Below are 21,692 nucleotides of genomic sequence, written 5' to 3' on the forward strand. Positions count from 1 at the left end.
GCGCCCCCACGAATGCACCCGCTCGGACCATTTCAGCGGCGGCGTACCAGGGGGAAGGGCAGAGTCTCACGGATCGTCAGCCCGGTGAGGAACATGACAAGGCGGTCGACGCCCATCCCCAGACCCCCCGTGGGCGGCATCGCGTACTCCAGCGCCTCGAGGAAGTCCTCGTCGAGCTCCATCGCCTCGGGGTCTCCGCCGGCGGCGAGCATCGACTGCGCGGTCAGCCGACGGCGCTGCTCGACCGGGTCGGTCAACTCCGAGTAGGCGGTGCCCAGTTCGGTTCCGAAGGCGACCAGGTCCCAGCGCTCGGCGAGCCGCGGGTCGGTGCGGTGCTGCCGGGTCAGTGGGGAGACGTCGGTCGGGAAGTCCTTGTAGAACGTGGGCAGCCGGGTCTTCTCTTCGACCAGTCGTTCGTACATTTCCAGTACCACATCGCCGCGACCGTCGTCCGCCGTGTACGGCACGCCCACGCGGTCGCACAGCGGCAGCAGCGTGTCCAGCGGCGTGTCGGCGTCGACCTCCTCCCCCAGGGCCTCCGAGATCGCGTCGTGCACGGTCCTGACGGGCCAGGGCCCGGAGATGTCGTACTCGGTGCCGTCCTTGCGGGCGATCGGCGCTCCGAAGGCGGCGGTCGCGGCGCCCTGGATCAGTTCGCGGGTGAGGTCGAGCATCACGTCGTAGTCGGCGAAGGCCTGGTAGGCCTCCAGCATCGTGAACTCGGGGTTGTGCTTGTAGGAGACGCCCTCGTTGCGGAAGGTGCGGCCCATCTCGAAGACCTTCTCCAGGCCGCCGACACACAGCCGCTTGAGGTAGAGCTCGGGTGCGATGCGCAGATAGAGGTCCAGGTCGTAGGCGTTGATGTGGGTCGTGAAGGGCCGGGCATTGGCGCCGCCGTGGATCTGCTGGAGCATCGGGGTCTCGACCTCCAGATAGCCGCGGTCCAGGAGGCCTTGGCGCAGCGCCTGTACGGCGGTGGAGCGGGCGCGTACGACCTGGCGGGCGTCAGGGCTGGACACCAGGTCGAGATAGCGGCGACGCACCTTCGCCTCGGGGTCGGCGAGGCCCCGGCGTTTGTCGGGCAGCGGGCGCAGGCACTTGCCGGTGAGCTGCCAGGAGGTGACGAAGACGGTGCGCTCGCCCTTGTCGCTGACACCTGCGAGACCGTCGGCGGTGATGTGGTCGCCGATGTCGACGTCCCGCCGGAACCGGTCGAGCGCGGCCCCGGATTCCTTCCTGGTGAGGGCGAGTTGGAGGTCGCCGGACCAGTCGCGCAGCACGGCGAAGAGGATGCCGCCGAAGTCGCGCATGAGGATGACGCGGCCCGCGACGGTCACGTGAGCGCCCTCGCGGACCTCGGCCAGGGCGTGGGTGCGCGGAGGGACGCCCACCGGGTAGGGGTCGGTGCCCTCGGTACGGAGCCGGTCGAGTGTGCGGTGCCGGATGCGGACCTGTTCGGGCAGACCGGCGGTCGCATCGGCGGCCCCGGCCTCCTCCCCCGCCTCGAGGCCGAGGGCCGACAGCGACGGCAGGCCTGCGGTGCCGGCGGGCTCGGGGCCGCTCTTCGCGTGCCCCTTGCCCCAGAGCTTGCGCAGCGAGGGCACGGAGACGAAGCCCTCGGCGATCCCGGACGCGAGGCCGATGCGGGCGAGGGAGCCGGTCTCGCCGTAGCAGATGAAGCGTGGGTACCACTCGGGGTGGTATTTGGCATTGGACCGGTAGAGCGCCTCCAGCTGCCACCACCGGGAGAAGAACAGCAGCAGTCGGCGCCAGAGCCTGAGCACCGGTCCGGCGCCGATGCGGGCGCCCTCCTCGAAGACCGAGCGGAACGCCGCGAAGTTGAGCGAGACGCGCCGCACACCGAACTTCCCGGCGACCGCGCACAGCTCCGCGACCATGAACTCCACGACCCCGTTGGGTGCGCCGCGGTCACGGCGCATCAGGTCCAGCGAGATGCCGTCGCGGCCCCAGGGCACGAACGAGAGCAGCGCGAGCAGCTTGCCGTCGCTTCCCGTCGCCTCGACGAGGAGGCAGTCGCCGTCCTCGGGGTCGCCGAGCCGGTCGAGGGCCATCGAGAAGCCGCGCTCGGTCTCGGTGTCGCGCCAGGCGTCCGCCCGGTCGACGATCTCCTCCATCTCCTCGTCGGTGAGGGTGGAGTGGCGGCGTACGCGGCAGGTGGCGCCGGTGCGTCTGACCCGGTGGACGGCCTGGCGTGTGACCCGCATGTCGCGCCCGTCCAGGTCGAAGTCGGCGACGTACAGGATCGCCTCGTCACCGAGTTGGAGCGCGCCGAGCCCGGCGCGCACGAACGCCTTCGCGCCGTCCTCGGAGGCACCCATCACGGCGGGCGCCCAGGCGTAGTGGCGGGCCACGTCCAGCCAGGCGGCGATGGCGTGCGGCCAGGCCTCGCGGTCGCCGACGGGGTCGCCGCTGGCCAGGCAGACACCGGCCTCGACGCGGTAGGTGACGGCGGCCTTGCCGCTGGGCGAGAAGACGACGGCCTTGTCGCGGCGAGTGGCGAAGTAGCCGAGGGAGTCCTCGGCGCCGTACGCCTGGAGCAGGGCGCGGATGCGCGGCTCCTCGTCGCCGTGCAGGGCCGACTCCATGCGCTGGGAGCGAAAGAGCGTGGCGGCGGCGCTGAGCAGGGCGAGGGCGCCGAAGAGGCCGAGGACGAAGGACAGGGCGCGCGGCGGGCGCCCGTCGAAGGAGCGCCCGGAGACCAGGCCGCCACAGACCCGGTTGGCCGCCCACAGCAGCCGCTGGCCCTCCGGCAGCGTGCCGGGGAACAGCGCGACCAGCCCCCAGCCGACCAGGATCGCCACGCCCAGCCCGGCGAGGAGCACGGCCAGGGCCCGCCACACGGCGCCGCGCCGGTGGGCCGCGTAGAACTCCTTGCGGGCCACGATCAGCAGCACCAGCGCGAGCGCGCAGACGACGAGGGAGGGGATCGACTCGGCGTACAGACCCAGCGCGACGCCCAGGACGTCACCGAGGACGAGGAGACCGAGGTAGACGACGACCAGCCACCAGGCGACCTTCTTGCGGGCGGCGGTCGCGCCGGCGAGCAGGAAGAGGAACGCGGCGTACGCGAGGTTGGCGCTGACCGGGACGGTCAGCAGGTCCAGGAAGCGCACGACGGGGCGCAGCAGCCGCCGCAGGGGCTCGCTGAAGGCCAGCAGGACGCAGAGCACGCCCAGCGCGCCGAAGAACGTCGCGAAACCCTCGGGCACCTTGCTGAGGAAACCGCTCCGGGAAGTCCGTATCGGGCCTGTGGCGCCCTTCGGCGCGCGGGCCTCCACGGTGGCACTCATGGTCTCGACTGTAGGAAGCGCGGCGCGTGCCCGCCCGTCGAGCGAGGTCCCGTCTCCCTCAGGAGGGCGGGACCTGCGGTTTCCGATAGCCTCACAGCCGTGACGGAACAGCAGGGCTCGCATCGGTTCGAGCGGGGCACGGACGGTCCCAAGGTCATCCTCGTCGGTGTGGACGGCTCCGACTCCTCGCTGCGCGCCGCGGCATACGCCGGTGGCCTGGCCAGGCGGCAGCATGCGCTGCTTGCCGTGGTCTACGTCCAGCCCGTGATGGCGGCGGGGGCGGCGCTCGGGGTGCCGGTCGCCGAGACGACCGACGAGATCGCCGAGGACCTGGTCCAGTACATCCGCGACGCCACCGAGCGGGTCAAGGGCATATTCGAGGTGCGCTGGGAGTTCCACACCTTCCGCGGCGACCCCTACAACGGCCTGGTGACGGCCGCGGACGAGCTCAAGGCGGACGCCGTGGTGGTGGGCGCCTCCGAGCAGGCGGGACACCGGATCATCGGATCGGTGGCGATCCGGCTGGTCAAGGCCGGGCGCTGGCCGGTCACGGTCGTGCCGTAGATCCTCTTGGGCCGTCCGCAGCTTGCGTGGCATCTTTCGCCGCCGCCGCCGCTGGGCCATCATGATCCGCCGTCAGCCGATTGCCGTCTGCGAAGAGGTGAGGCTCATGGCCGGGCTCCGAATGGGTGAAGGCATTCTCCGCCGCAAACCCATCGAACACATCGAGGACACCGAAATCCGGGTGGGCCCAAAGCTCGAGCGGTCTCTCGGTCTCTGGCAGCTGACCGCCATCGGTGTCGGCGGCATCATCGGTGCCGGCATCTTCACGCTCGCCGGCACGGTCGCGAACGGCACGGCCGGGCCCGCGGTCGTCGTGTCGTTCCTGATCGCGGGCGTCGCGAGCGCCGCGGCCGCCCTGTCGTACGCGGAGTTCGCGGGCCTCATCCCGAAGGCCGGCTCGGCCTACACGTACGGCTACGCGGTGCTCGGCGAGTTCGCGGGCTGGTTCATCGGCTGGGATCTGCTCCTGGAGTACACGGCGATCGTGGCGGTGGTCGCGATCGGCATCTCCGGGTACTTCGGCTTCCTGGTCGGCGAGCTGGGCGCCGACCTGCCGAACTGGATGCTGGGCGCGCCCGGCACCGGCGACGGCCACCGGGTCGACCTGTTCGCCGCGGTGCTGTGTCTGCTCATCGCCGGCCTGCTGAACCTGGGCATCAAGAGCGCAGCCCGCTTCGAGACGGTCGTCGTCGTCCTCAAGGTGCTGGTCGTCCTGCTCGTCATCGGCGTCGGTGTCTTCCACATCAACACCGACCACTACACCCCCTTCTTCCCCTACGGAATCAGTGGGGCGTTCACGGGCGCGGCGACCGTCTTCTTCGCGGTCTTCGGGTACGACGCCATGTCGACGGCGGCCGAGGAGTCGAAGGACGCCCAGCGCCACATGCCGAAGGCGATCCTCTACTCCCTGGCGATCTCGATGGTGCTGTACGTGGCCGCCTGTCTGGTCCTCACGGGCATGCAGGACTACAAGGACATCGACAAGGAGAGCGGATTCTCGACGGCGTTCAAGTCGGTGGGCCTGAGCGGTCTCGCCGATGTCATCGCGGTGGGAGCGATCATCGGCATTCTCACGGTCATGTTCACGTTCATGCTGGGCGTCACCCGTGTCTGGTTCAGCATGAGCCGGGACGGGCTCCTCCCCAAGTGGTTCGCCAAGACGCACCCGACGCGCCATGTACCGACGCGTGTGACCTGGATCGTCGGGTTCGCGTCGGCCGCCGTCGCCGGGTTCCTGCCGATCGGCGAGGCGGCCGAACTCACCAACATCGGCATCCTGTTGGCGTTCGTCGTGGTGTGCGTGGCGGTGATCGTGCTCCGCTACCGGCAGCCGGACCTTCCGCGTACCTTCCGCACCCCGTGGATGCCGTTCGTGCCCGCCCTGGGCGTGGTCTTCTCCATCTGGCTGATCACCTTCCTGCAATGGCAGACCTGGGTGCGGTTCGCGGTGTGGTTCGTGATCGGTTGCGTCGTCTACTTCGGGTACTCGTACAAGCGCTCGGAGCTGGCCGAGGACACCACGGCTACTTCCCCATGACGAGCCCGTCCTGGGCCGCGCCCCGGCTCAGGACGAGGTCCCGGATCCGGTCGCGTACGCCTCCGGCCGCGGCCCCCTGGTCCAGGCCGGCGTTGAGGTTGACCACGCGTCCGGAGCCGGGGTCGAAGAACTGCGGGATGAACTCGGCCTTCGTCACCTCCCAGCGCCCGCCCGGATGGGAGGGCGGGGCGAACGCGAACCGCCCGATCGTGCTCTCGTTGCCGCGTGGGTCCTGGACGCCCTGGTGGTCGACCATCGCGTCGGCGATCTGGTCGCCCAGGCCGTAGACGACCCAGGTGCCGTTGACCTTCTGGTACGGCTGCGGGACGTGCGCGTGGGTGCCGAGGATCAGGTCGACGTCGGGCCGCCCGTTCGTCGCGGAGGCGGTCAGCTGCGTACTCAGCCACACCTGCTGTGCATCCGGCGCGTCCTGCCATGCGGTGCCCCAGTGCAGGGATACGACGACCACGTCGGCGCCCGCCGCCCGGGCGGCGCGGGCGTCCGCGACGATCCGGTCCGGGTCGATCAGGTTGACGGCCCAGGCCTGACCCTGCGGAAGCGGAGACCCGTTGGTGCCGTTGGTGTACGCGAGATGCGCGACCTTGGCGGAGCCCGCGCGCATCATGGTGACGCCGTTCGCCTCGTCCGCCGTGCGCGCCGATCCCACGTGCCGTACGCCCGCGCGGTCGAGCGCGTCCAAAGTGGTCCGAATGCCGGCGACGCCCTCGTCCAGGGTGTGGTTCGCGGCTGTGGAGCAGGCGTCGTAGCCCGTCGCGGCGAGTGCCTCGGCCACCTGCGGCGGGGAGCTGAAGGTCGGGTTTCCGGTGTAGTCGCCGTCCGCGCCGTACACGGTCTCCAAGTGACAGATCGCCAGGTCGGCGCGGGCCACGACGGGTTTCACCCCCGCGAGCATCGGCCGGAAGTCGTACCCGCTGCCTTTCGCGTCGGCCTTCGCCCGCTCGATGATCGTGCCGTGCGGCAGGACATCGCCCGAGGCGACGAGGGTGAAGCCGGGTGCGGCGGAAGGGGCGGGGGCGGCGGGCTGTCCGCCGGTTCGGCTGGGTCGCGCCACCGCCCACGGATCCTTGGTCTGGCAGCCTCCGGTGGCCGCGATGAGTACGGCCGCGAGGGCCATGGTGGTCTGTCGCCTGCGTGTGGTCATCGACGGGCCCCAATATGTTGGATTTTCCCATTAATGAGTAGGAATCCACATACAAGGGGCGTCCGGAGTCAAGCAGCAACGACACCTTTAGCCCGTCCGGCGTTTGAGGACGGGCCCGTCAGGGCGAATGGGAGTCCGGGGGTGGAGACCCCAGCGGCGGAGGACCCCACCCCGATGGACCGTTCATCGCACCGTTCACCGACGGCTTCGACCGCCCACCGCAGACCCGCGCCCCACCCCTGTCCCCGTGGAGCGGCACCCGCTGGCATACAGGCCATGACGGCCGGAACCAGCACCATCACACACGGGGCGACCGCCGAGCACGAGCTGGCCGCGCTGCAGCGCGAGCACGGACGGCCCCTCTTCGCGCTGCTGCTGCGGCTGTCCGACGGCGATCGGCAGCGCGCCGAGGATCTGGTGCAGGAGACATTCGTACGCGCCTGGCAGCACCCCGAGGCGCTGCGTGCCGACGACTTCGACTCCGTACGCCCCTGGCTCCTCACCGTCGGACGACGGCTCGCGATCGACGCGCGCCGGGCCCGTCAGGCACGCCCGGCGGAGGTCGGCGACGCGGTGCTGGAGAGTGCGCGCGTCTGTGCCGATCACGCCGAACGATCCGCGGCGATGCTCGATGTACGGGAGGCTGTGAAGACACTCACTCCCGAGCACCGTGAAGTCCTGGTGCAGGTGTACTTCCAAGGGGCGAGTGTGGCGGAGGCCGCCGCAGCCCTCGGAATTCCGCCCGGTACGGTGAAGTCTCGCGCGTACTACGCGCTGCGCGCCCTGCGCCGGGTTCTTCCGGGATACGCGGCCGACCTGCGGTGAAACCGAAGGCCGAGTCAAACCTCCGTAAAGCGCCTTGCTGAGGACCATGGTTGAGCAATCAGCTTGCCTCATCCGTGTTCCGGATTGGGGGGTGTCAGCGGCCTGGTCCGCGGGACACCCCGCAAAGCCCGGGGTCGGGCGACGCGCACGCGAACCGGAGGAAGGCAGGAAGGGATGCTGCACAGAGGTCAAGAAAGTACGGACGGCACCGGCGGTGGCGAACTCACCGTCCCCATGGCGTGGTTGTACGCCGAGTACATCGCCGACGAACTGCTGCGGACCGGCGACCTGATGCCGCCCACGTCCTTCGAGTTCCGCGCAGGACGCGACGCGCTGGCGCTGACCATTTTCCTCTCCGACAGCGGCGGTGAGCTTTCCGGGATCCGGGTCGTCACTCAGCTGGAGACCTGGCTCTCGCTGACGGCGTACGACCAGCCGTGGCAGGACTGGGTGCGCGAGCACCTGGCGCGGCTCGCGGCCGAGGCGAGGGCATCCGGCGCTCCCGCTCCGGACTTGGAGCTGGCGTCGGCGGCCTGGCGCTGGCTCGAAGAGACCGAGCTGCTCGCTCCCGACCTGGACGCGGTGCCGGGCGGCGGGCCGGTGGTCGGCGAGGACGACGGGCCGAAGGTGTGGACGCCGGCTTGGCAGCTCGGACTTCCCCTCGGACATCTCGCCATCCATCTTTTTTGAATCAGGACCAATCCGCCGGCCGGGTCGCTCCGAATCTCTTGGTTGCGATTCTGTGCGTGGCTTGAGTGATTCGACTGTCTGATGCGTACGGGTGAGAGCAAGGAGTAACCCCACCCCCACCCATCGGCACGAGGATTCGGCATGAGGTCCCAGGAAAGGCATCGCGACGTCGGCGCATATGCGCTCGGCGTGCTGGACGAGGCGGAGGCTTTCCGCTTCGAGGACCACCTCATGGGGTGCCCTCGCTGCGCGGCACATGTGACCGGATTTGGGCCCACCACACGGCAGTTGCTGCTGTACCGGCGGGCCACGCCGCGCTCCGTGCACCCCATGGCTCAGCCCGGTCCCCAGCTGCTGGGCCGTCTGCTCGGCGAGGTGGCGGCGCGGCACCGGGCGCGGCGTCGGCGCTTCCTGTACGGGCTGGCCGCCTCCGTGGTGTTCGCCGTGGCCGGCCCCGGGATCGCCGTGCTCGCCGGCCAGGGAGACTCGACCGCGCAGGTCGCCGCGACCGACGAACGGACGGGCGTATGGGCCCAGGTCACGACAGAGGACACGGACTCGGGCAGCCAGGTGGAACTCAAGGTGAAGGACGGGGCCGGCCCCCGCTCCTGCCGCCTCGTCGCCATCGGCCGCGACGGCTCGGAGCAGGTCATGGCCAGCTGGACCGTGCCCGACCACGACGCCCGGATGAGCACCGTGCAGGGCGGCTCCGCGATGCACACCGACCAGATCGCCCGATACGAGGTGCGCACCGCGGACGGCCATCACCTGGTGACGCTCGACGCCCGCTGAGGGCCGGCCGAACGAGAACCGCCGGTTGAATCATGAGATACCCCGTTGAAGCGTCAATCACGTTGGCAGGCAACGGATTTGCCCCCGTACAGCCGTGGGCGGAGACTGTAAACGATGACGTGGAGCTGTCGAAGGTCCGCTCCGCGCCGCCCCTAGGAGCACGACCGAAGGGGCTGAGCCGGTGGAGAACCAATTGCTGATCCGCCTCTCCGAGGAGGGAGCGGAAGCCGAGGAAGTGGCGCAGCTGACCGGCTATCTGCGTGAGGAACTGCTCACACTCGATGTGGACGATGTCAGGACCGTCCCGGCGGGCGAGATCCCGCCCGGCGCACGGGTCGTGGACGCCGCCCTGGTCGGCACCCTCATGGTGAGCCTGGGCAAGTCCCTCACCGGGCTGAGCCAGGTGGTGAGCGTCCTGCGTGACTGGCTGGGCCGGACGCGGACCACGCGCCCGTCGCTGACCCTGACACTGGGCGGGGACACGCTGGAGATATCGGCGGCGACGGACGAGCAGGTGGCCCAGGCGGTGAATATCTTCGTCCAGAAGCATTCCGCAGTGGGGACGTAGACATGGTCGAGTCCCGGCATGCGCTGATCATCGCCAACGACACGTACGAGGATCAGGGCCTCAAGCAGCTGAGAGCGCCCGGACACGACGCCGAAGCCCTCTCCGGAGTCCTGCGCAATCCGCAGATCGGCGACTTCGAGGTGGATGTCCTGAGGAACGCGTCCACGCAGGAAATGAAGGAGTGCATCGAAGGCTTCCTCCTCTCCGACCGCGGCCGTGACGACCAGCTGGTGTTGCACTTCTCCTGCCACGGGATCAAGAGCGAATCCGGCGAACTGTACTTCGCGGCCAGCAACACCAAGCCCCGGCTCCTCGACTCCACGGGCGTCTCCGCCGATTTCGTTCAGCGGTGCATGTCCCGCACACGGGCGGGCTGCACCGTGCTGTTCCTCGACTGCTGCTACGGAGGTGCCTTCTCCCGGGGTGCGTCCGTACGCGCCTCACGGGACATGCACGTGCTGGACGCCTTCGCGGGCGAGAAGCCGAGCGGGGGGCGGGGCTGGGCCGTCATCACGGCGTCGAACTCCATGGAATACGCCTTCGAGGACGCCGAACTCACCGAGGGCAGCACCGCGCGACCGTCGGTGTTCACCCACGCGGTGGTGGAGGGCCTGGAAACCGGTGATGCCGACCGCGACGAAGACGGTGAGGTCTCGCTCGACGACCTGTACGAGTACGTCTACGACCGCGTGCGGGACCAGAACCCGAACCAGAACCCGAGCAAGACCGTCCAGATGCAGGGGACCATGCAGTTGGCGCACGGTCGGCGGCGCCGTATCAGAATCGAGCCCGAGCCCGTCCCGCGCGCCGTGCAGGACGCTCTGCGGAGCCGGAACATCTTCACCCGCCTCGGCGCCGTCGCGGAGGTGCGCTCCCGCATGGCAAGCCCGGCGCTCTCCATGGCCGAAGGGGCGCGCCAGGCCTTGGAGGCCGTGGTCCGCAACGACACCCAGCAGGTCGCGGACGAGGCGCGGCGCGCCCTGGACGACGTCAGCCTCAAGCCCGCCCCGGCCCGTCTGGACTTCGGCCGGGTACCCCGGGACACCGCCGTTCCGCAGCAGACGGTGACGCTGCAGGGCATCCCCCTGGCCCGCCATTGCGTGGCCCAGCCCGCGGGCAAGTGGCTACGGGTCGAGGAGTCCTCGGAGGGTCTGGCCGTCGGTGTCGACACGTCAGCCGAAGGGCGTCTGACCGGTGACATCATGCTGAAGGGGGTCGCCGACGACGCCGTGGTGCGTGTCGAGGCCGAGGTGGTGCCGCCGCCGCCCGACAAGCCCCCCGACACCCCCACGGACAGCGAGGGGAAGGGGCCGACCGCCACACACCGGCCGCCGTCCAGACCCGTGCGTGCGCCCGCAATGGCGGCAGCCACGCTGGCTCTCGCCGTCATCTCGGTGATCATGTTGATCGTGGCCGCCGACAAGGCGGTCAGGGCCTCGATCGACCTGGGGCAGGTAGGAATGACCGGCGAATTCGAGGACTCCGCCGGCAAGTTCTCCCTGCTCCCTCCCCTTATCGTCTCCTTGGTCACCGCGGTGGCGGCGCTCTCCGTCGGCGCCCTCGCCCGGCAAGAACTGCGTTCGAGGCGTCGGCGCTACACGCAGGGAGCGAGGAGCGCCACGCGTGCCCTGGTCTCGCTGGCGAGGCTCTGCGCGATCCCGGTCGTCGTCCTGGGCGCACTCATGAGCATCGCCTACCCCATCGTGATCACCATCTGGTGAGCACGCCGACTACTTGAGCAGCCGCGACAACCTGCGGTCCGCCAGTGGCTTGCCGCCCGTCTGGCAGGTCGGGCAGTACTGCAGCGCGGAGTCGCTGAAGGAGACCTCGCGGATGGTGTCGCCGCAGACCGGGCAGGGCTCGCCCGCCCTGCCGTGCACCCGCAGTCCGCTCTTCTTCTCCGCCTTCAGACGTCCGGCGGCCAGCCCGCGGGAGCGCTCGACGGCCTCGGCGAGCGTGGCGCGCAGCGCCTCGTACAGGCGTCGTGTCTCCTCGGGTGTCAGCGAGGAGGCGAGCTTGAAGGGCGACATCTTGGCTGCGTGCAGGATCTCGTCGCTGTACGCGTTCCCCACGCCGGCGATCAGGCTCTGGTCGCGCAGGGCGCCCTTCAACTGGCGCCGCTCCCCCTCCAGCAACTTGGCGAACCGCACCTCGTCGAAGTCGTCGGCGAGTGGATCGGGGCCGAGGCGGGCCACGCCGGGGATCTCCGCCGGGTCCCGCACCACGTACACGGCGAGCCGCTTCTGGGTGCCCGCCTCGGTGAGGTCGAAGCCCTCCCCGGTCTCCAGCGCGACACGCAGCGCGAGCGGGCCCTTGCCGGGGCGGGGCGGGCCGTCGGGCAGCGTGTCCCGCCAGTGCAGCCAGCCCGCGCGGGCCAGGTGCGTCACGAAGTGCAGGCCGTCCGCCTCGATGTCGAGGAACTTGCCGTGCCGGTGCACAGCCGTGACCTCGCGCCCCTCGAAGGCGGTGACGGGCGGGTCGTAGGTCTTCAGGACACTGATGGCGACGGGCAGCACGCGCACGACCTCGCGTCCGACGAGATGGTCGGTCAGGAAGTCCTTGAGCGCTTCGACCTCGGGCAGTTCCGGCATGGGTCCAGAGTGCCACCCGGCACCGACAACACCATCCGGAATCCCGACGACCCACTGCGCACCGCTGGTCAGTCCCGCTCCGGAACGATGAACTCGCACCACACGCACTTGCCGCCGCCGCGGGCCTCCACGCCCCAGACGTCGGTCAGCCGGTCGACGAGGAGGAGGCCGCGGCCCGATACGCCGGACTCGCCCGCCTCGCGGCGGCGCGGCAGGGCGCTGGAGGAGTCCTCGACCTCGGCGCGCAGCCTGCGGTCGGAGCCGGCGAGGACGCGCAGGGTGACGATGGCGGAGCCCTCGGTGTGCATCAGGGCGTTGGTGATCAGTTCGTCGGCGACCAGCTCGATCTCGTCGGCGCGCTCACGGGCGCCCCAGGCACGGACCGCGGCGCGGATCATGTGGCGCGCCCCGGTGAGCGCCTCTGGGTCACCCGGGGCGACATGCTGCTGGAGCCGTCCTCCGGCCTGTGTGGTGGGGCCCCGGCGGCGCATGAGCAGCAGCGCCACATCGTCTTCGCCGCCGCGCTCCTCGGCCACGTCGATGAGCCGGTCGGCGAGGTCGCAGACGTCCTCGGGGCCCGAGTGGATGAGCCCCTTCAGGATGTGCATGCCCTCGTCGAGGTCGATGCCGGGCTGTTCCACGAGCCCATCGGTGCACAGCAGCAGGGTCTGGCCCGGATCCAGCTCGACCGTATCGACCGGGTACTCGAGGCGGCCGAACTCGGCGGACAGCCCGAGCGGCAGGCCCCCCTCGACGGTGACTCGGCGGCAGGTGCCGTCGCTCTGCCGGATCAGTGGGTCGATGTGGCCGGCGCGGACCAGCTGGACCACTCCGGTGGACAGGTCGGCCTCGGCGTACAGGCAGGTCGCGAAGCGGTCGGTGTCGAGTTCGTCGAGGAACACCGAGGCGCGGGCCATCACGGTGGCAGGGGTGTGGCCCTCGGCGGCGTAGGCGCGCAGCACGATCCGCAGCTGGCCCATGACGGCCGCAGCGTGTGTGTCGTGGCCCTGGACGTCCCCGATGACGGCGCCGACCCGGCCGCCCGGCAGCGGGATCACGTCGTACCAGTCGCCGCCGATGTCCCGCCCGAGCGAGGCGGAGCGATAGCGGACGGCGATGTCGGCGTCGGGGACGCTCGGGATGGAGCGCGGCAGCATGGCCTGCTGGAGGCCCTGCGCGAGATCCTTCTCCTGCTCGTAGAACATGGCACGCTGGAGGCTCTGCGCGATGCTGCTGCCGAGCGCCACGAGGACATTGCGCTCCTCCGCCGAGAAGCCCCGCCGGTCGTTGTAGAGCAGGCCTATCGCGCCGATGGGTCTGGCCTGCACGATGAGCGGCAGATACGCGGCCGAGGTGATGTTCAGATCGGTGATGTTCGGCCACAGCAGCGGGTACGACGCCGAGAACTCCTCCGGCGACTCGATGAAGTGCGGCGCGAGGCTCCGTACGACCTCGTTCATCGGGTACTTCGCGTCGAGGCGGGTGACCCGGGTGCCGGGTACGTAGCTGTTCGCGGGGCCCGTGGCGACCAGGCGGATGCGACCGGCCTCCACCAGGCCCATGACCAGGCTCGTCGCCCCGAGATGGGTGACGCCGTGGGTGTCCTCCAGGACGTCGATGACGTCCTGGACGGTGCTGGCGTGCGCGAGCGCCGCCGTGGTGATCTGGACGACGTTCGTCTGCTGGCGCCGGGCCTCGTCCAGGGCGGCCTGCTCGCGGCGCGCCGCGCTCTCGCTCAGCTCGTCCGTGGCGTCGCGGACTATGCCGATGATCCGGCGCGGCTTGCCGGTCTCATCACGACGTATGTAGCCCTGGGTGTGGGTCCAGCGCATGGAACCGTCGCGGCGGCGGACGCGGAAGTACGCGCCGTAGTTCTCGCTGCCGTCCTTCATGGCCTGGGACACCACAGCGTCGAGACGGTAGCCCTCCACCCGAGGCACCCGTACGGTCAGGCTCTCGGGGTAGCCGTCGTACTCCTCGGGGCGCAGGTCGAAGATCTCGTGGGCCTGGGCGTCCATGTGGAACAGGCCGGTGTCCAGATCCCAGTCGAAGCTGCCCATGCGGTTGAGCGCCAGGATCGGATCCGGGTGGGCGGGCCAGTCGTCCGGGAGTGACAGGGCGCTCGCTCCCCGATGAACCATGGGGCCACCTTGCCAGGGTTTGTCCGATTATTCGAGTGGGGATCCCGTTTTCGAGCCCCTCCCGCCGTGCGGGAGTTCAGCTGTCGAAGACGTCGGTCGGGGCGTCGAAGATGCTGTCCGGGGGCGGCGACTCGTCGGGGATCAGGCCACCGCCATCGGGGACGTCGGGGCCGTCCGGGACAGTGTCGGGACCGAGGTCCTCGCTCGACGGGTCGAGTGGCGACGCGGGCTCCTCGGACGCGGACCGGTCAGGTGCGGCCGTAGGCGACCGAGGAGCGGCGCTCTCGCCCGACGGAGTCCGGTCCGAGGGGGCCGGTACGCTCTCCGGCGCCGTCGTCGGCGGCGCCGTGGCGGTACCAGTGGGGCACTTCGAGTGCTCTGCCGCCGGGTCCCCCGAAGCGTCGGCCGGCGGCCTGAGCCTCGCCGCGTCGAACGGCGGATCCTCGGAGTCGCCGGTCACGCCCGGGGCAGTCTCGGTCGCGCTCGGCGTGACGGACACCGTCGCCGTGGGCGTGACACAGTCGGGCTCCGACGCGTGGGGCCGTGGGCTCTTCCCGGTCGGCGAGGCGCTGGGCCACGGGTCGTCCGGCTGCCGGGGCCGCGTCCAGTCGTCGGACGGCGGTACGGCGTGGTCGTGGTGGCCGTCGTCGCCGATCCTGCGCTCGATCCAGGCGTTGTCGACGATGTTGATGATCGTGATCTTGGTGATCGCGGTGGGCGCCGGGGTCACCACGACCACCTGAGTGGGTTGATATCCGGACCAGGGCCGGCCCCGAGTACCCGGGTTTCCCCGGAGCACGGCCGGTGGGTTCAGCGGGTTGCCGCAGGCGCAGCGGACACGGGGCACGCCCCGGTTGTCGACGAGGACGGCGGTGCCCACCTGGAGCACGGACTGATAGTCGGTCGCCCGTCCGTCGCTGAACCCGTGGTTCGTGACCCGCGTGTCGGCGCGCAGGACGACCGAGGTCAGACCGCGCAGGTAGTCCGGGATGAAGGCCTGGGAGATGCCGGAAGCCTGGGCGAAGGCACGGGCCTTGTCCCGGTCCGCGGCGAGAAACCGGATCTGCTTCTCGACATCACAGCTGCCGACGCTCCGGGTGCCGCCGTAGAGGCCCGGCGTGGAACCCGAGAGGGAGCGCACGCCCTGCGCGGAGCCGTTCCCGGTGGGCTGCGGCATTCGGGTGACGGGCGGCGGGGTCGCCGTGGAGTCGGTGAAGGGGTCGGGCCCCTGCGCCCCGACGGGCTGGAGGAAGATCTCGCCGCCCGATCCGCCGGACGCCACCTGGCTCCTCTCGTTGTCGCCGCCGCACCCAGTGACGAGCAGCGCCGCCAAGAGCGCAAAGGCCGTAACGAGGGTCCTGGTGGGTATGTGCACCACTGTTCTGGCGGGTATGTGCACCACTGTTCTGGCGGGTATGCGCACCACGTTCTCCCGTTCATCCCGGGCAATTCATCCACTATTGTCTGCGTCGCCCAGTTGGCTAACGCAAGCGGAGGCGGTCACCCAGCGTCACAATGGGAGGGAGAGGAGTACCGCCGTGGAGTGGTTCACCGCCCCCGAGTACTGGCTGAGCCGGTTGGTCTTCCAACGGGCCCTGGCCGTCGTGTACCTCGCCGCGTTCCTGGGCGCGGCGCTGCAGTTCCGCGCGTTGATCGGGGAGCGCGGGATGCTGCCGGTTCCCCGCTTCGTGGAGCGCGTGCTGTTCCGCCACGCGCCGAGCGTGTTCCATCTGCGCTACTCGGACCGCTTCTTCTCGGCCTGGGCCTGGACGGGCTGCGCGGTGTCGGTGGGGCTGATCGCGGGCCTGGACTCGCAACTGCCACTGTGGGGCGGGATGTTGCTGTGGCTCGTCCCATGGGCGCTGTATCTGTCGATCGTCAACGTCGGCCAGACCTGGTACTCGTTCGGCTGGGAGTCCCTGCTGCTGGAGGTGGGCTTCCTCGCGGTCTTCCTCGGCAACGACGAGGTGGCCCCGCCGATCGTCGTCCTCTTCCTGCTGCGCTGGGTGCTGTTCCGCGTCGAGTTCGGCGCCGGGCTGATCAAGATGCGGGGCGACGCGTGCTGGCGGAAGCTGACCTGCCTGTACTACCACCACGAGACACAGCCGATGCCGGGCCCGCTGAGCTGGTTCTTCCACCATCTCCCGAAGCCGTTCCACCGGGCGGAGGTGGCCGCCAACCACGTCACCCAACTCGTCGTGCCGATCCTGCTGTTCACCCCGCAGCCGATCGCGACGGCCGCCGCCTCGCTGATGATCCTCACCCAGCTGTGGCTGGTGCTGTCCGGCAATTTCTCCTGGCTGAACTGGATCACCATCGTGGTGGCCCTGTCGGCGGTCGAGTTCCCCACCACTGCCCCGCACGTGGCCGGCCCACCGCTCTGGTACGAGGTCGTGGTCCTCGCCGTGGCCACGGGCCTGTTGGCCCTCAGCTACCGCCCGGCGCGCAATCTGCTCTCCCGGCGGCAGGTCATGAACCGCTCCTTCGACCCGCTCCATCTGGTCAACACCTACGGGGCGTTCGGCAGCATCAGCCGGGTGCGATACGAGGTGATCCTCGAAGGCACGGCGGCTGCGATGCCGTACGAGGAAGCGGAGTGGCGGGAGTACGAGTTCAAGGGCAAGCCGGGCGACCCACGGTACTGGCCGCGCCAGTTCGCTCCGTACCATCTGCGACTCGACTGGCTGATGTGGTTCGTGGCACTCTCCCCGGCGTACGCCGGTTCGTGGTTCACGGCTCTGGTGGAGCGGCTCCTGGAGAACGACCGCGACACGCTGCGACTGCTGCGCCGCTCCCCGTTCCCCGCCGACGCCCCGCCGCACTACGTCCGCGCGCGTCTCTTCCGTTATCGGTACACGACCTGGCGCGAGCTGCGGGAGACGGGTGCGTGCTGGCACCGGACGTACGTGCGCGACTTCCTGCCGCCGACGCGGCTGGAGACGGAGGCCGAGCGTCGCATTCCGTACTAGACGGAACCCTGGGGGTCCACGTACCGCCGGGCACGGGTCGCCCCTTCGGGATTGCCGCGCGTCCACGTCTTCATTCCGCCGATGAGCGACATCGGGGCGGCTCGTCCACCGTCGGGGAATTCCGTCGCTCGCGCGGGTGACCACTCCGTTTTCCGCCATCGCGCGGCCCCGTCCCGGAGGCGTGCGGAGTGACCCGGTGCACGCGTCGCCGCGCGGCGCGCCGCCGCCCTCGCCGTCTGCGGCATGGCAGGGGCGGCAGAGGGACGAGGGTCAGATGCTGTAGACGCGGGTGGCGGTGCCGGAGAAGACGGCCTCCCTGTCGGCGTCATCGAGACCGGCCGTCAACTCCTCGGCGATGCGGACGACTTGGCCGTACGTCGCCGCCGGCGTACACACCGGCCAGTCGGAGCCGAACATCAGACGGTCCGGGCCGAAGGCCTCCAGGACCGTGTCGGCATACGGGCGCAGGGTGTCGGTCGTCCATACGACGGGGGCGGCCTCGGTGACCATGCCCGAGAGTTTGCACACGGTGTTGGGGAGTGCGGCGAGCTCCCTGAGGTCCGACGCCCACGGATCGAGGTCACCCGACGCGATCGGCGGCTTGCCCACGTGGTCGAGGACGAAGGTGAGTCCGGGCAGGGCGGCGGCCGCCTTGGCGCAGGCAGGCAGCTGGTGCGGCACGACGATCAGGTCGTAGACGAGCCCTGCCTCGGCCACGGCGGTCAGCCCCCGTCGTACGTCCGGGCGCAGCAGCCACGCGGGGTCCGGCTCGCCCTGGACCTGGTGGCGGATGCCCTTGAGGTACTCGCCACCCGGCAGCTCCCGCAGCCGTGCCAGCTCGTCGGCCACCTCCGGGCGGGTCAGATCGGTCCACCCCACCACTCCCGCCACCAGCTCGCTCTCCGCCGCGAGGGCGAGGAACTCGGGGGTCTCCTCCGGGATGGTGATCGTCTGCACCAGGACCGTGCGGTCGACCCCGGCTTCCCGCGCCTGCGGTTCGAGCTCCGCCAGCGTGAAATCCCGTCGTAGCGGCCGGAGTTCGGGCCCGGTGATCCACGGCTGGTCGCGGACGGAGAGGTCCCACACATGGTGGTGCGCGTCCACCTTCACGGCAGCTCCCACACAACGGGCAGACCGGCGTCCGCGCCCTCGTCGGAGTAGTCGTGGACGACGTCGAGGAGTTCGGCCATGCGGGCCTGCCAGGCGATGTTGACCGGCAGCTTCTCCAGTTCGGCGAGCATCCGCCCGTAGTCCTCGCACTCCAGGACGTGGAAGAGATCGGTCCCGCTGCGCCAGATGGTCCACGCGGTGGCTCCTGCCGCGCGGATCGCGGCGGTCAGCTCGGCCGGGACCTCGCGGTGCGCGGCCTCGTACTCGGCGACGCGGTCCGCCCGGACCTTGGTGTGCAACGCGATTCTCATGACGGCTCCTGTACGGGTACGGGGGCAGTGGCGGGCAGCAGTCCTTCCGCGAGCAGTTCCCGCCAGAACTCCGAGGGCACCGGTGTCGCGAACTGCCGCACACAATCGCGGGCTTCGTCCGCCGAGCGGGCGCCGACCAGCACGCTCGCGACGGCCGGATGGGCGGCGGGGAAGGTCAGGGCGGCGGCGCGCAGCGTGGTGCCGTGCCGCTCGGCGACGGCCTTCAGACGCAGGGCCCGGTCGAGCAACTCGGTCGGCGCGGCGCTGTAGTTGTACGTTGCCCCGGGCCGTGGGTCGGCCAGCAGCCCGGAGTTGAAGGCACCGCCGATCACGACGGACGTACCGCGCTCCTGGGCGTCGGGCATCAGCTCGGTCAGCGCCCGGTGGTCGAGCAGTGTGTAGCGCCCGGCGCACAGCACCACGTCGACGTCCGTCTCGCCGACGAAGCGGGTGAGCATCTCGGCCTGGTTCATGCCCGCGCCGATGGCGCCGACCACGCCTTCCGAGCGGAGCTTCTCCAAGGCCGGGTAACCCTCGCGGAAGGCCTGCTCGGCATGGTCGTCCGGGTCGTGCAGGTAGACGACGTCCACCCGGTCGAGGCCCAGCCGTTCGAGGCTGGCGTCCAGGCTGCGTCGTACGCCGTCCGCGCTGAAGTCCCAGACGCGGCGGTGCGTGGCGGGCACCGCGAAGCCGTCGGCCAGGTCGTCGCCGCTCACGTCCGTGGGTTCCAGGAGGCGGCCCACCTTGGTGGAGACGGTGTACTCGGCGCGGGGCCTGTCGCGCAGGGCAGCGCCGAGGCGCCGCTCGGAGAGACCGATGCCGTAGTGCGGCGCGGTGTCGAAGTAGCGGATTCCGCCGGCCCAGGCCGCGTCCACCGCCTCGTACGCCTGCTCGTCGGTGACCGCGGTGAACAGATTGCCGATGCCCGCGGCGCCGAAGGACAGCTCGCTGACCTCGACGCCGCTTCTGCCGAGCGTGCTCACTGGCCCACCGGGCGCAGTCGCAGTCCCTGCATGCCGCCGTCGACGGCGAGCGCCGTGCCGGTGGTCGCACCGGACAACGGGCTTGCCAAGTAGGCGATGGCGCCGGCTACTTCGGCTGCCGAGACCAGGCGGCCGGTGGGCTGGCGGGCCTCCAGCGCGGCGCGTTCGGCGTCCGGGTCGGGGGCCGCGTCGAGCAGGCGGCCGACCCAGGGTGTGTCGACCGTGCCGGGGTTGACGCAGTTCACGCGGATGCCCTCGCGGACGTGGTCGGCGGCCATGGCGAGGGTCAGGGAGAGCACGGCACCCTTGGAGGCCGAGTACAGGGCGCGCTGGGGCAGGCCCGCGGTGGCGGCGATGGAGCAGGTGTTCACGATGGCTGCGTGCGCGGATTCCCGCAGATGCGGCAAGGTGGCACGAGCCGTACGGACCATGCCGAGGACGTTGACGTCCAGGACCCGGTGCCACTGCGCGTCGTCGTTGTCCTCGACGGTCCCCTGGGCGCCGATGCCCGCGTTGTTGATCAGTACATCGAGGCCGCCGAGGTCCGCGACCGCCGCGGCCACCGCCGAGCGTACGGACGCGTCGTCGGTGACATCGGCGAGGTAGCCGAGCAGCGGCTTGTCGACCGACGAAGGGGCGAGGTCGAGGACCGCGACCTGCGCACCGCGCGCGGCGAGGAGGTCGGCGGTGGCCCGCCCGATACCGGAGGCGCCGCCGGTCACCAGCGCCTTGAGCCCCTCGAAGTCCTGGACGCCCTGAGTGTCCGTCATGCCGCTTCCCCCTTCTGGTCGGTGAGTGCCTGCTGGGCGAGGTCGGCGGCCCAGAAGGTGCCGCCGGGGTAGGTGAACTCCGCGATGGACTCGGGCCGCATGGTCGACGAGAAGCCCGGCGTGGAGGGTGCCATGTAGTGACCCTCGTGGACCACCACCGGGTCGCGGAAGTGGTCGTGCAGGTGACCGACGTATTCGATGACCCGGTCGTCGGTGGTACCGGACAGCGCCACGTAGTCGAACATCGAGAGGTGCTGGACGAGTTCGCACAGCCCGACCCCGCCGGCATGCGGGCAGACGGGCACGCCGAACTTGGCCGCGAGGAGCAGGATGGCGAGGTTCTCGTTGACGCCGCCGACACGGGCCGCGTCGATCTGCAGGACATCGATGGCGCCGGCCTGGAGCAGCTGTTTGAAGATGATGCGGTTCTGCACGTGCTCACCGGTGGCGACCTTGACCGGGGCGACGGCCCTGCGGACGGTGGCGTGTCCGAGGACGTCGTCCGGGCTCGTCGGCTCCTCGATCCAGTAGGGCAGGAATTCGGCGAGCGCCTTCGTCCAGGTGATCGCCTCGTCGACGTTCCAGCGCTGGTTGGCGTCGATGGCGATGCGGATGTCCGGGCCGACCACGGAGCGGGCCACGCGGCAGCGGCGTACGTCGTCCGCCAGGTCCGCACCCACCTTCAGCTTGATCTGCGTGAAGCCGTCGGCGACGGCCTCGGCGGCGAGGCGGGTGAGTTTCTCGTCGCTGTAGCCGAGCCAGCCGGGCGAGGTGGTGTACGCGGGGAAGCCCTTGGCCCTCAGGGTCGCGGCGCGTTCGGCGGCTCCTTCCTTGCCCCGCCGCAGCAGGTCCAACGCCTCGTCCGGCGTCAGCGCGTCCGTGATGTAGCGGAAGTCGACCTGGCGCACCAGCCATTCCGGCTCGGCGTCGGCGAGCAACTGCCAGAGCGGCTTGTGCGCACGCTTGGCGGCCAGATCCCACACGGCGTTGATGACGGCGCCGATCGCCATGTGCATCACGCCCTTCTCGGGTCCGAGCCAGCGCAACTGGCTGTCGCCGATCAGATCACGGCCGAGGGAGCCCGGGTCGGTGCACAGCTCGTCGACCGACCGTCCGACCACATGCCCCCGCAGCGCGTCGATCGCGGCGACCTGGACATCATTGCCCCGCCCGATGGTGAAGGTGAAGCCGTGCCCCTCGGGGAAGTCCGCGGCGTCGGTGCGCAGCACGACGTAGGCCGCCGAGTAGTCGGGGTCCGGGTTCATCGCGTCGGAGCCGTCGAGCTCGCGCGAGGTGGGGAAACGGATGTCGTAGGTGTCGACCGCGGTGATGCGGGCGGGGGTCGGGGACACGGAGAACCTCTCGGTC

At 70.4% G+C, this 21,692-nt stretch carries 18 protein-coding genes; 8 read left to right on the plus strand and 10 right to left on the minus strand.

Features of this window, described 5'->3' with window-relative positions; all coding sequences use genetic code 11:
- Nucleotides 1–32: 32 nt before the first annotated feature.
- Nucleotides 33–3,311, minus strand: coding sequence for a bifunctional lysylphosphatidylglycerol synthetase/lysine--tRNA ligase LysX (gene lysX, locus IEY95_RS10365; protein WP_189185639.1), 3,279 nt, complete (start codon nt 3,309–3,311; stop codon nt 33–35).
- Nucleotides 3,312–3,410: 99 nt separating this feature from the next.
- Between lysX and IEY95_RS10370 the strand changes: the two genes are divergently transcribed.
- Both IEY95_RS10370 and IEY95_RS10375 read left to right on the plus strand, forming a co-directional pair.
- Nucleotides 3,411–3,875 carry a universal stress protein gene (locus tag IEY95_RS10370; RefSeq protein WP_189185640.1) on the plus strand — a complete coding sequence of 155 codons (465 nt, stop codon included), beginning with the start codon at nt 3,411–3,413 and terminating at the stop codon, nt 3,873–3,875.
- Nucleotides 3,876–3,981: 106 nt separating this feature from the next.
- A complete protein-coding gene (locus IEY95_RS10375; RefSeq protein ID WP_189185641.1) occupies nt 3,982–5,412 on the plus strand; it encodes an amino acid permease in 1,431 nt (476 codons plus the stop codon).
- On the opposite strand, the gene IEY95_RS10380 is transcribed toward IEY95_RS10375, so the two are convergent.
- Nucleotides 5,399–6,574 carry a CapA family protein gene (locus IEY95_RS10380; RefSeq protein WP_189185642.1) on the minus strand — a complete coding sequence of 392 codons (1,176 nt, stop codon included), beginning with the start codon at nt 6,572–6,574 and terminating at the stop codon, nt 5,399–5,401. The two genes, IEY95_RS10375 and IEY95_RS10380, sit on opposite strands and share 14 nt — an antisense overlap.
- A 276-nt stretch (nt 6,575–6,850) precedes the next feature.
- On the opposite strand from IEY95_RS10380, the gene IEY95_RS10385 reads away from it, so the two are divergent.
- The 5 genes from IEY95_RS10385 (at nt 6,851) to IEY95_RS10405 (ending at nt 11,170) form a co-directional block, all read left to right on the plus strand.
- Complete coding sequence (locus IEY95_RS10385) at nt 6,851–7,399, plus strand: sigma-70 family RNA polymerase sigma factor (RefSeq protein WP_189185643.1); 549 nt, start codon at nt 6,851–6,853, stop codon at nt 7,397–7,399.
- A 174-nt stretch (nt 7,400–7,573) separates the two neighbouring features.
- Nucleotides 7,574–8,089 (plus strand): hypothetical protein, encoded by a 516-nt coding sequence (locus IEY95_RS10390; RefSeq protein ID WP_189185644.1) that lies wholly within the window; start codon nt 7,574–7,576, stop codon nt 8,087–8,089.
- Nucleotides 8,090–8,230: 141 nt separating this feature from the next.
- A complete protein-coding gene (locus IEY95_RS10395; protein WP_189185645.1) occupies nt 8,231–8,881 on the plus strand; it encodes a zf-HC2 domain-containing protein in 651 nt (216 codons plus the stop codon).
- A 181-nt stretch (nt 8,882–9,062) separates the two neighbouring features.
- Nucleotides 9,063–9,449, plus strand: coding sequence for a hypothetical protein (locus IEY95_RS10400; protein WP_189185646.1), 387 nt, complete (start codon nt 9,063–9,065; stop codon nt 9,447–9,449).
- 2 nt (nt 9,450–9,451) lie between these two features.
- Nucleotides 9,452–11,170, plus strand: a complete 1,719-nt coding sequence (locus tag IEY95_RS10405; RefSeq protein WP_189185647.1) for a caspase family protein — start codon at nt 9,452–9,454, stop codon at nt 11,168–11,170.
- Between the two features lie 9 nt (nt 11,171–11,179).
- Here IEY95_RS10405 and IEY95_RS10410 read toward each other — a convergent pair whose 3' ends face one another.
- From IEY95_RS10410 to IEY95_RS10420, 3 genes are all read right to left on the minus strand, one after another.
- The gene (locus IEY95_RS10410) at nt 11,180–12,040 is read right to left on the minus strand and encodes an Fpg/Nei family DNA glycosylase (protein WP_189185648.1); all 861 of its coding nucleotides are present in this window, start codon (nt 12,038–12,040) and stop codon (nt 11,180–11,182) included.
- A gap of 68 nt (nt 12,041–12,108) precedes the next feature.
- Entirely contained in the window at nt 12,109–14,181 is a 2,073-nt protein-coding gene (locus tag IEY95_RS10415; protein WP_189185649.1) for a SpoIIE family protein phosphatase, read from the minus strand.
- A 76-nt stretch (nt 14,182–14,257) separates the two neighbouring features.
- Nucleotides 14,258–15,463, minus strand: a complete 1,206-nt coding sequence (locus tag IEY95_RS10420) for a DUF6777 domain-containing protein (RefSeq protein WP_308429299.1) — start codon at nt 15,461–15,463, stop codon at nt 14,258–14,260.
- A 256-nt stretch (nt 15,464–15,719) separates the two neighbouring features.
- Here IEY95_RS10420 and IEY95_RS10425 point away from each other — a divergent pair, with 256 nt between their 5' ends.
- Nucleotides 15,720–17,150: a lipase maturation factor family protein gene (locus IEY95_RS10425; protein ID WP_189185650.1), complete on the plus strand. Its 1,431-nt coding sequence runs from the start codon at nt 15,720–15,722 to the stop codon at nt 17,148–17,150.
- A 270-nt stretch (nt 17,151–17,420) separates the two neighbouring features.
- Here the strand turns inward: IEY95_RS10425 and IEY95_RS10430 are convergent, their stop codons facing one another.
- Genes IEY95_RS10430 through IEY95_RS10450 form a run of 5 tightly spaced genes read right to left on the minus strand, consistent with a single transcriptional unit; the run spans nt 17,421 to nt 21,676 of the window.
- Nucleotides 17,421–18,260, minus strand: coding sequence for an amidohydrolase family protein (locus IEY95_RS10430; protein ID WP_189185651.1), 840 nt, complete (start codon nt 18,258–18,260; stop codon nt 17,421–17,423).
- Nucleotides 18,257–18,571: an L-rhamnose mutarotase gene (locus IEY95_RS10435; RefSeq protein WP_189185652.1), complete on the minus strand. Its 315-nt coding sequence runs from the start codon at nt 18,569–18,571 to the stop codon at nt 18,257–18,259. The genes IEY95_RS10430 and IEY95_RS10435 overlap by 4 nt, the downstream gene beginning before the upstream one ends.
- Nucleotides 18,568–19,554 carry an aldo/keto reductase gene (locus IEY95_RS10440; protein ID WP_189185653.1) on the minus strand — a complete coding sequence of 329 codons (987 nt, stop codon included), beginning with the start codon at nt 19,552–19,554 and terminating at the stop codon, nt 18,568–18,570. Before IEY95_RS10440 ends, IEY95_RS10435 begins: the two co-directional genes overlap by 4 nt.
- Nucleotides 19,551–20,324 (minus strand): SDR family NAD(P)-dependent oxidoreductase, encoded by a 774-nt coding sequence (locus IEY95_RS10445; protein WP_189185654.1) that lies wholly within the window; start codon nt 20,322–20,324, stop codon nt 19,551–19,553. Before IEY95_RS10445 ends, IEY95_RS10440 begins: the two co-directional genes overlap by 4 nt.
- A complete protein-coding gene (locus IEY95_RS10450; RefSeq protein WP_189185655.1) occupies nt 20,321–21,676 on the minus strand; it encodes an L-fuconate dehydratase in 1,356 nt (451 codons plus the stop codon). Before IEY95_RS10450 ends, IEY95_RS10445 begins: the two co-directional genes overlap by 4 nt.
- Between the last annotated feature and the right edge of the window lie 16 nt (nt 21,677–21,692).

It is taken from the genome of Streptomyces albiflavescens (assembly GCF_014645835.1).
In the GTDB taxonomy this organism is placed as follows: domain Bacteria; phylum Actinomycetota; class Actinomycetes; order Streptomycetales; family Streptomycetaceae; genus Streptomyces; species Streptomyces albiflavescens.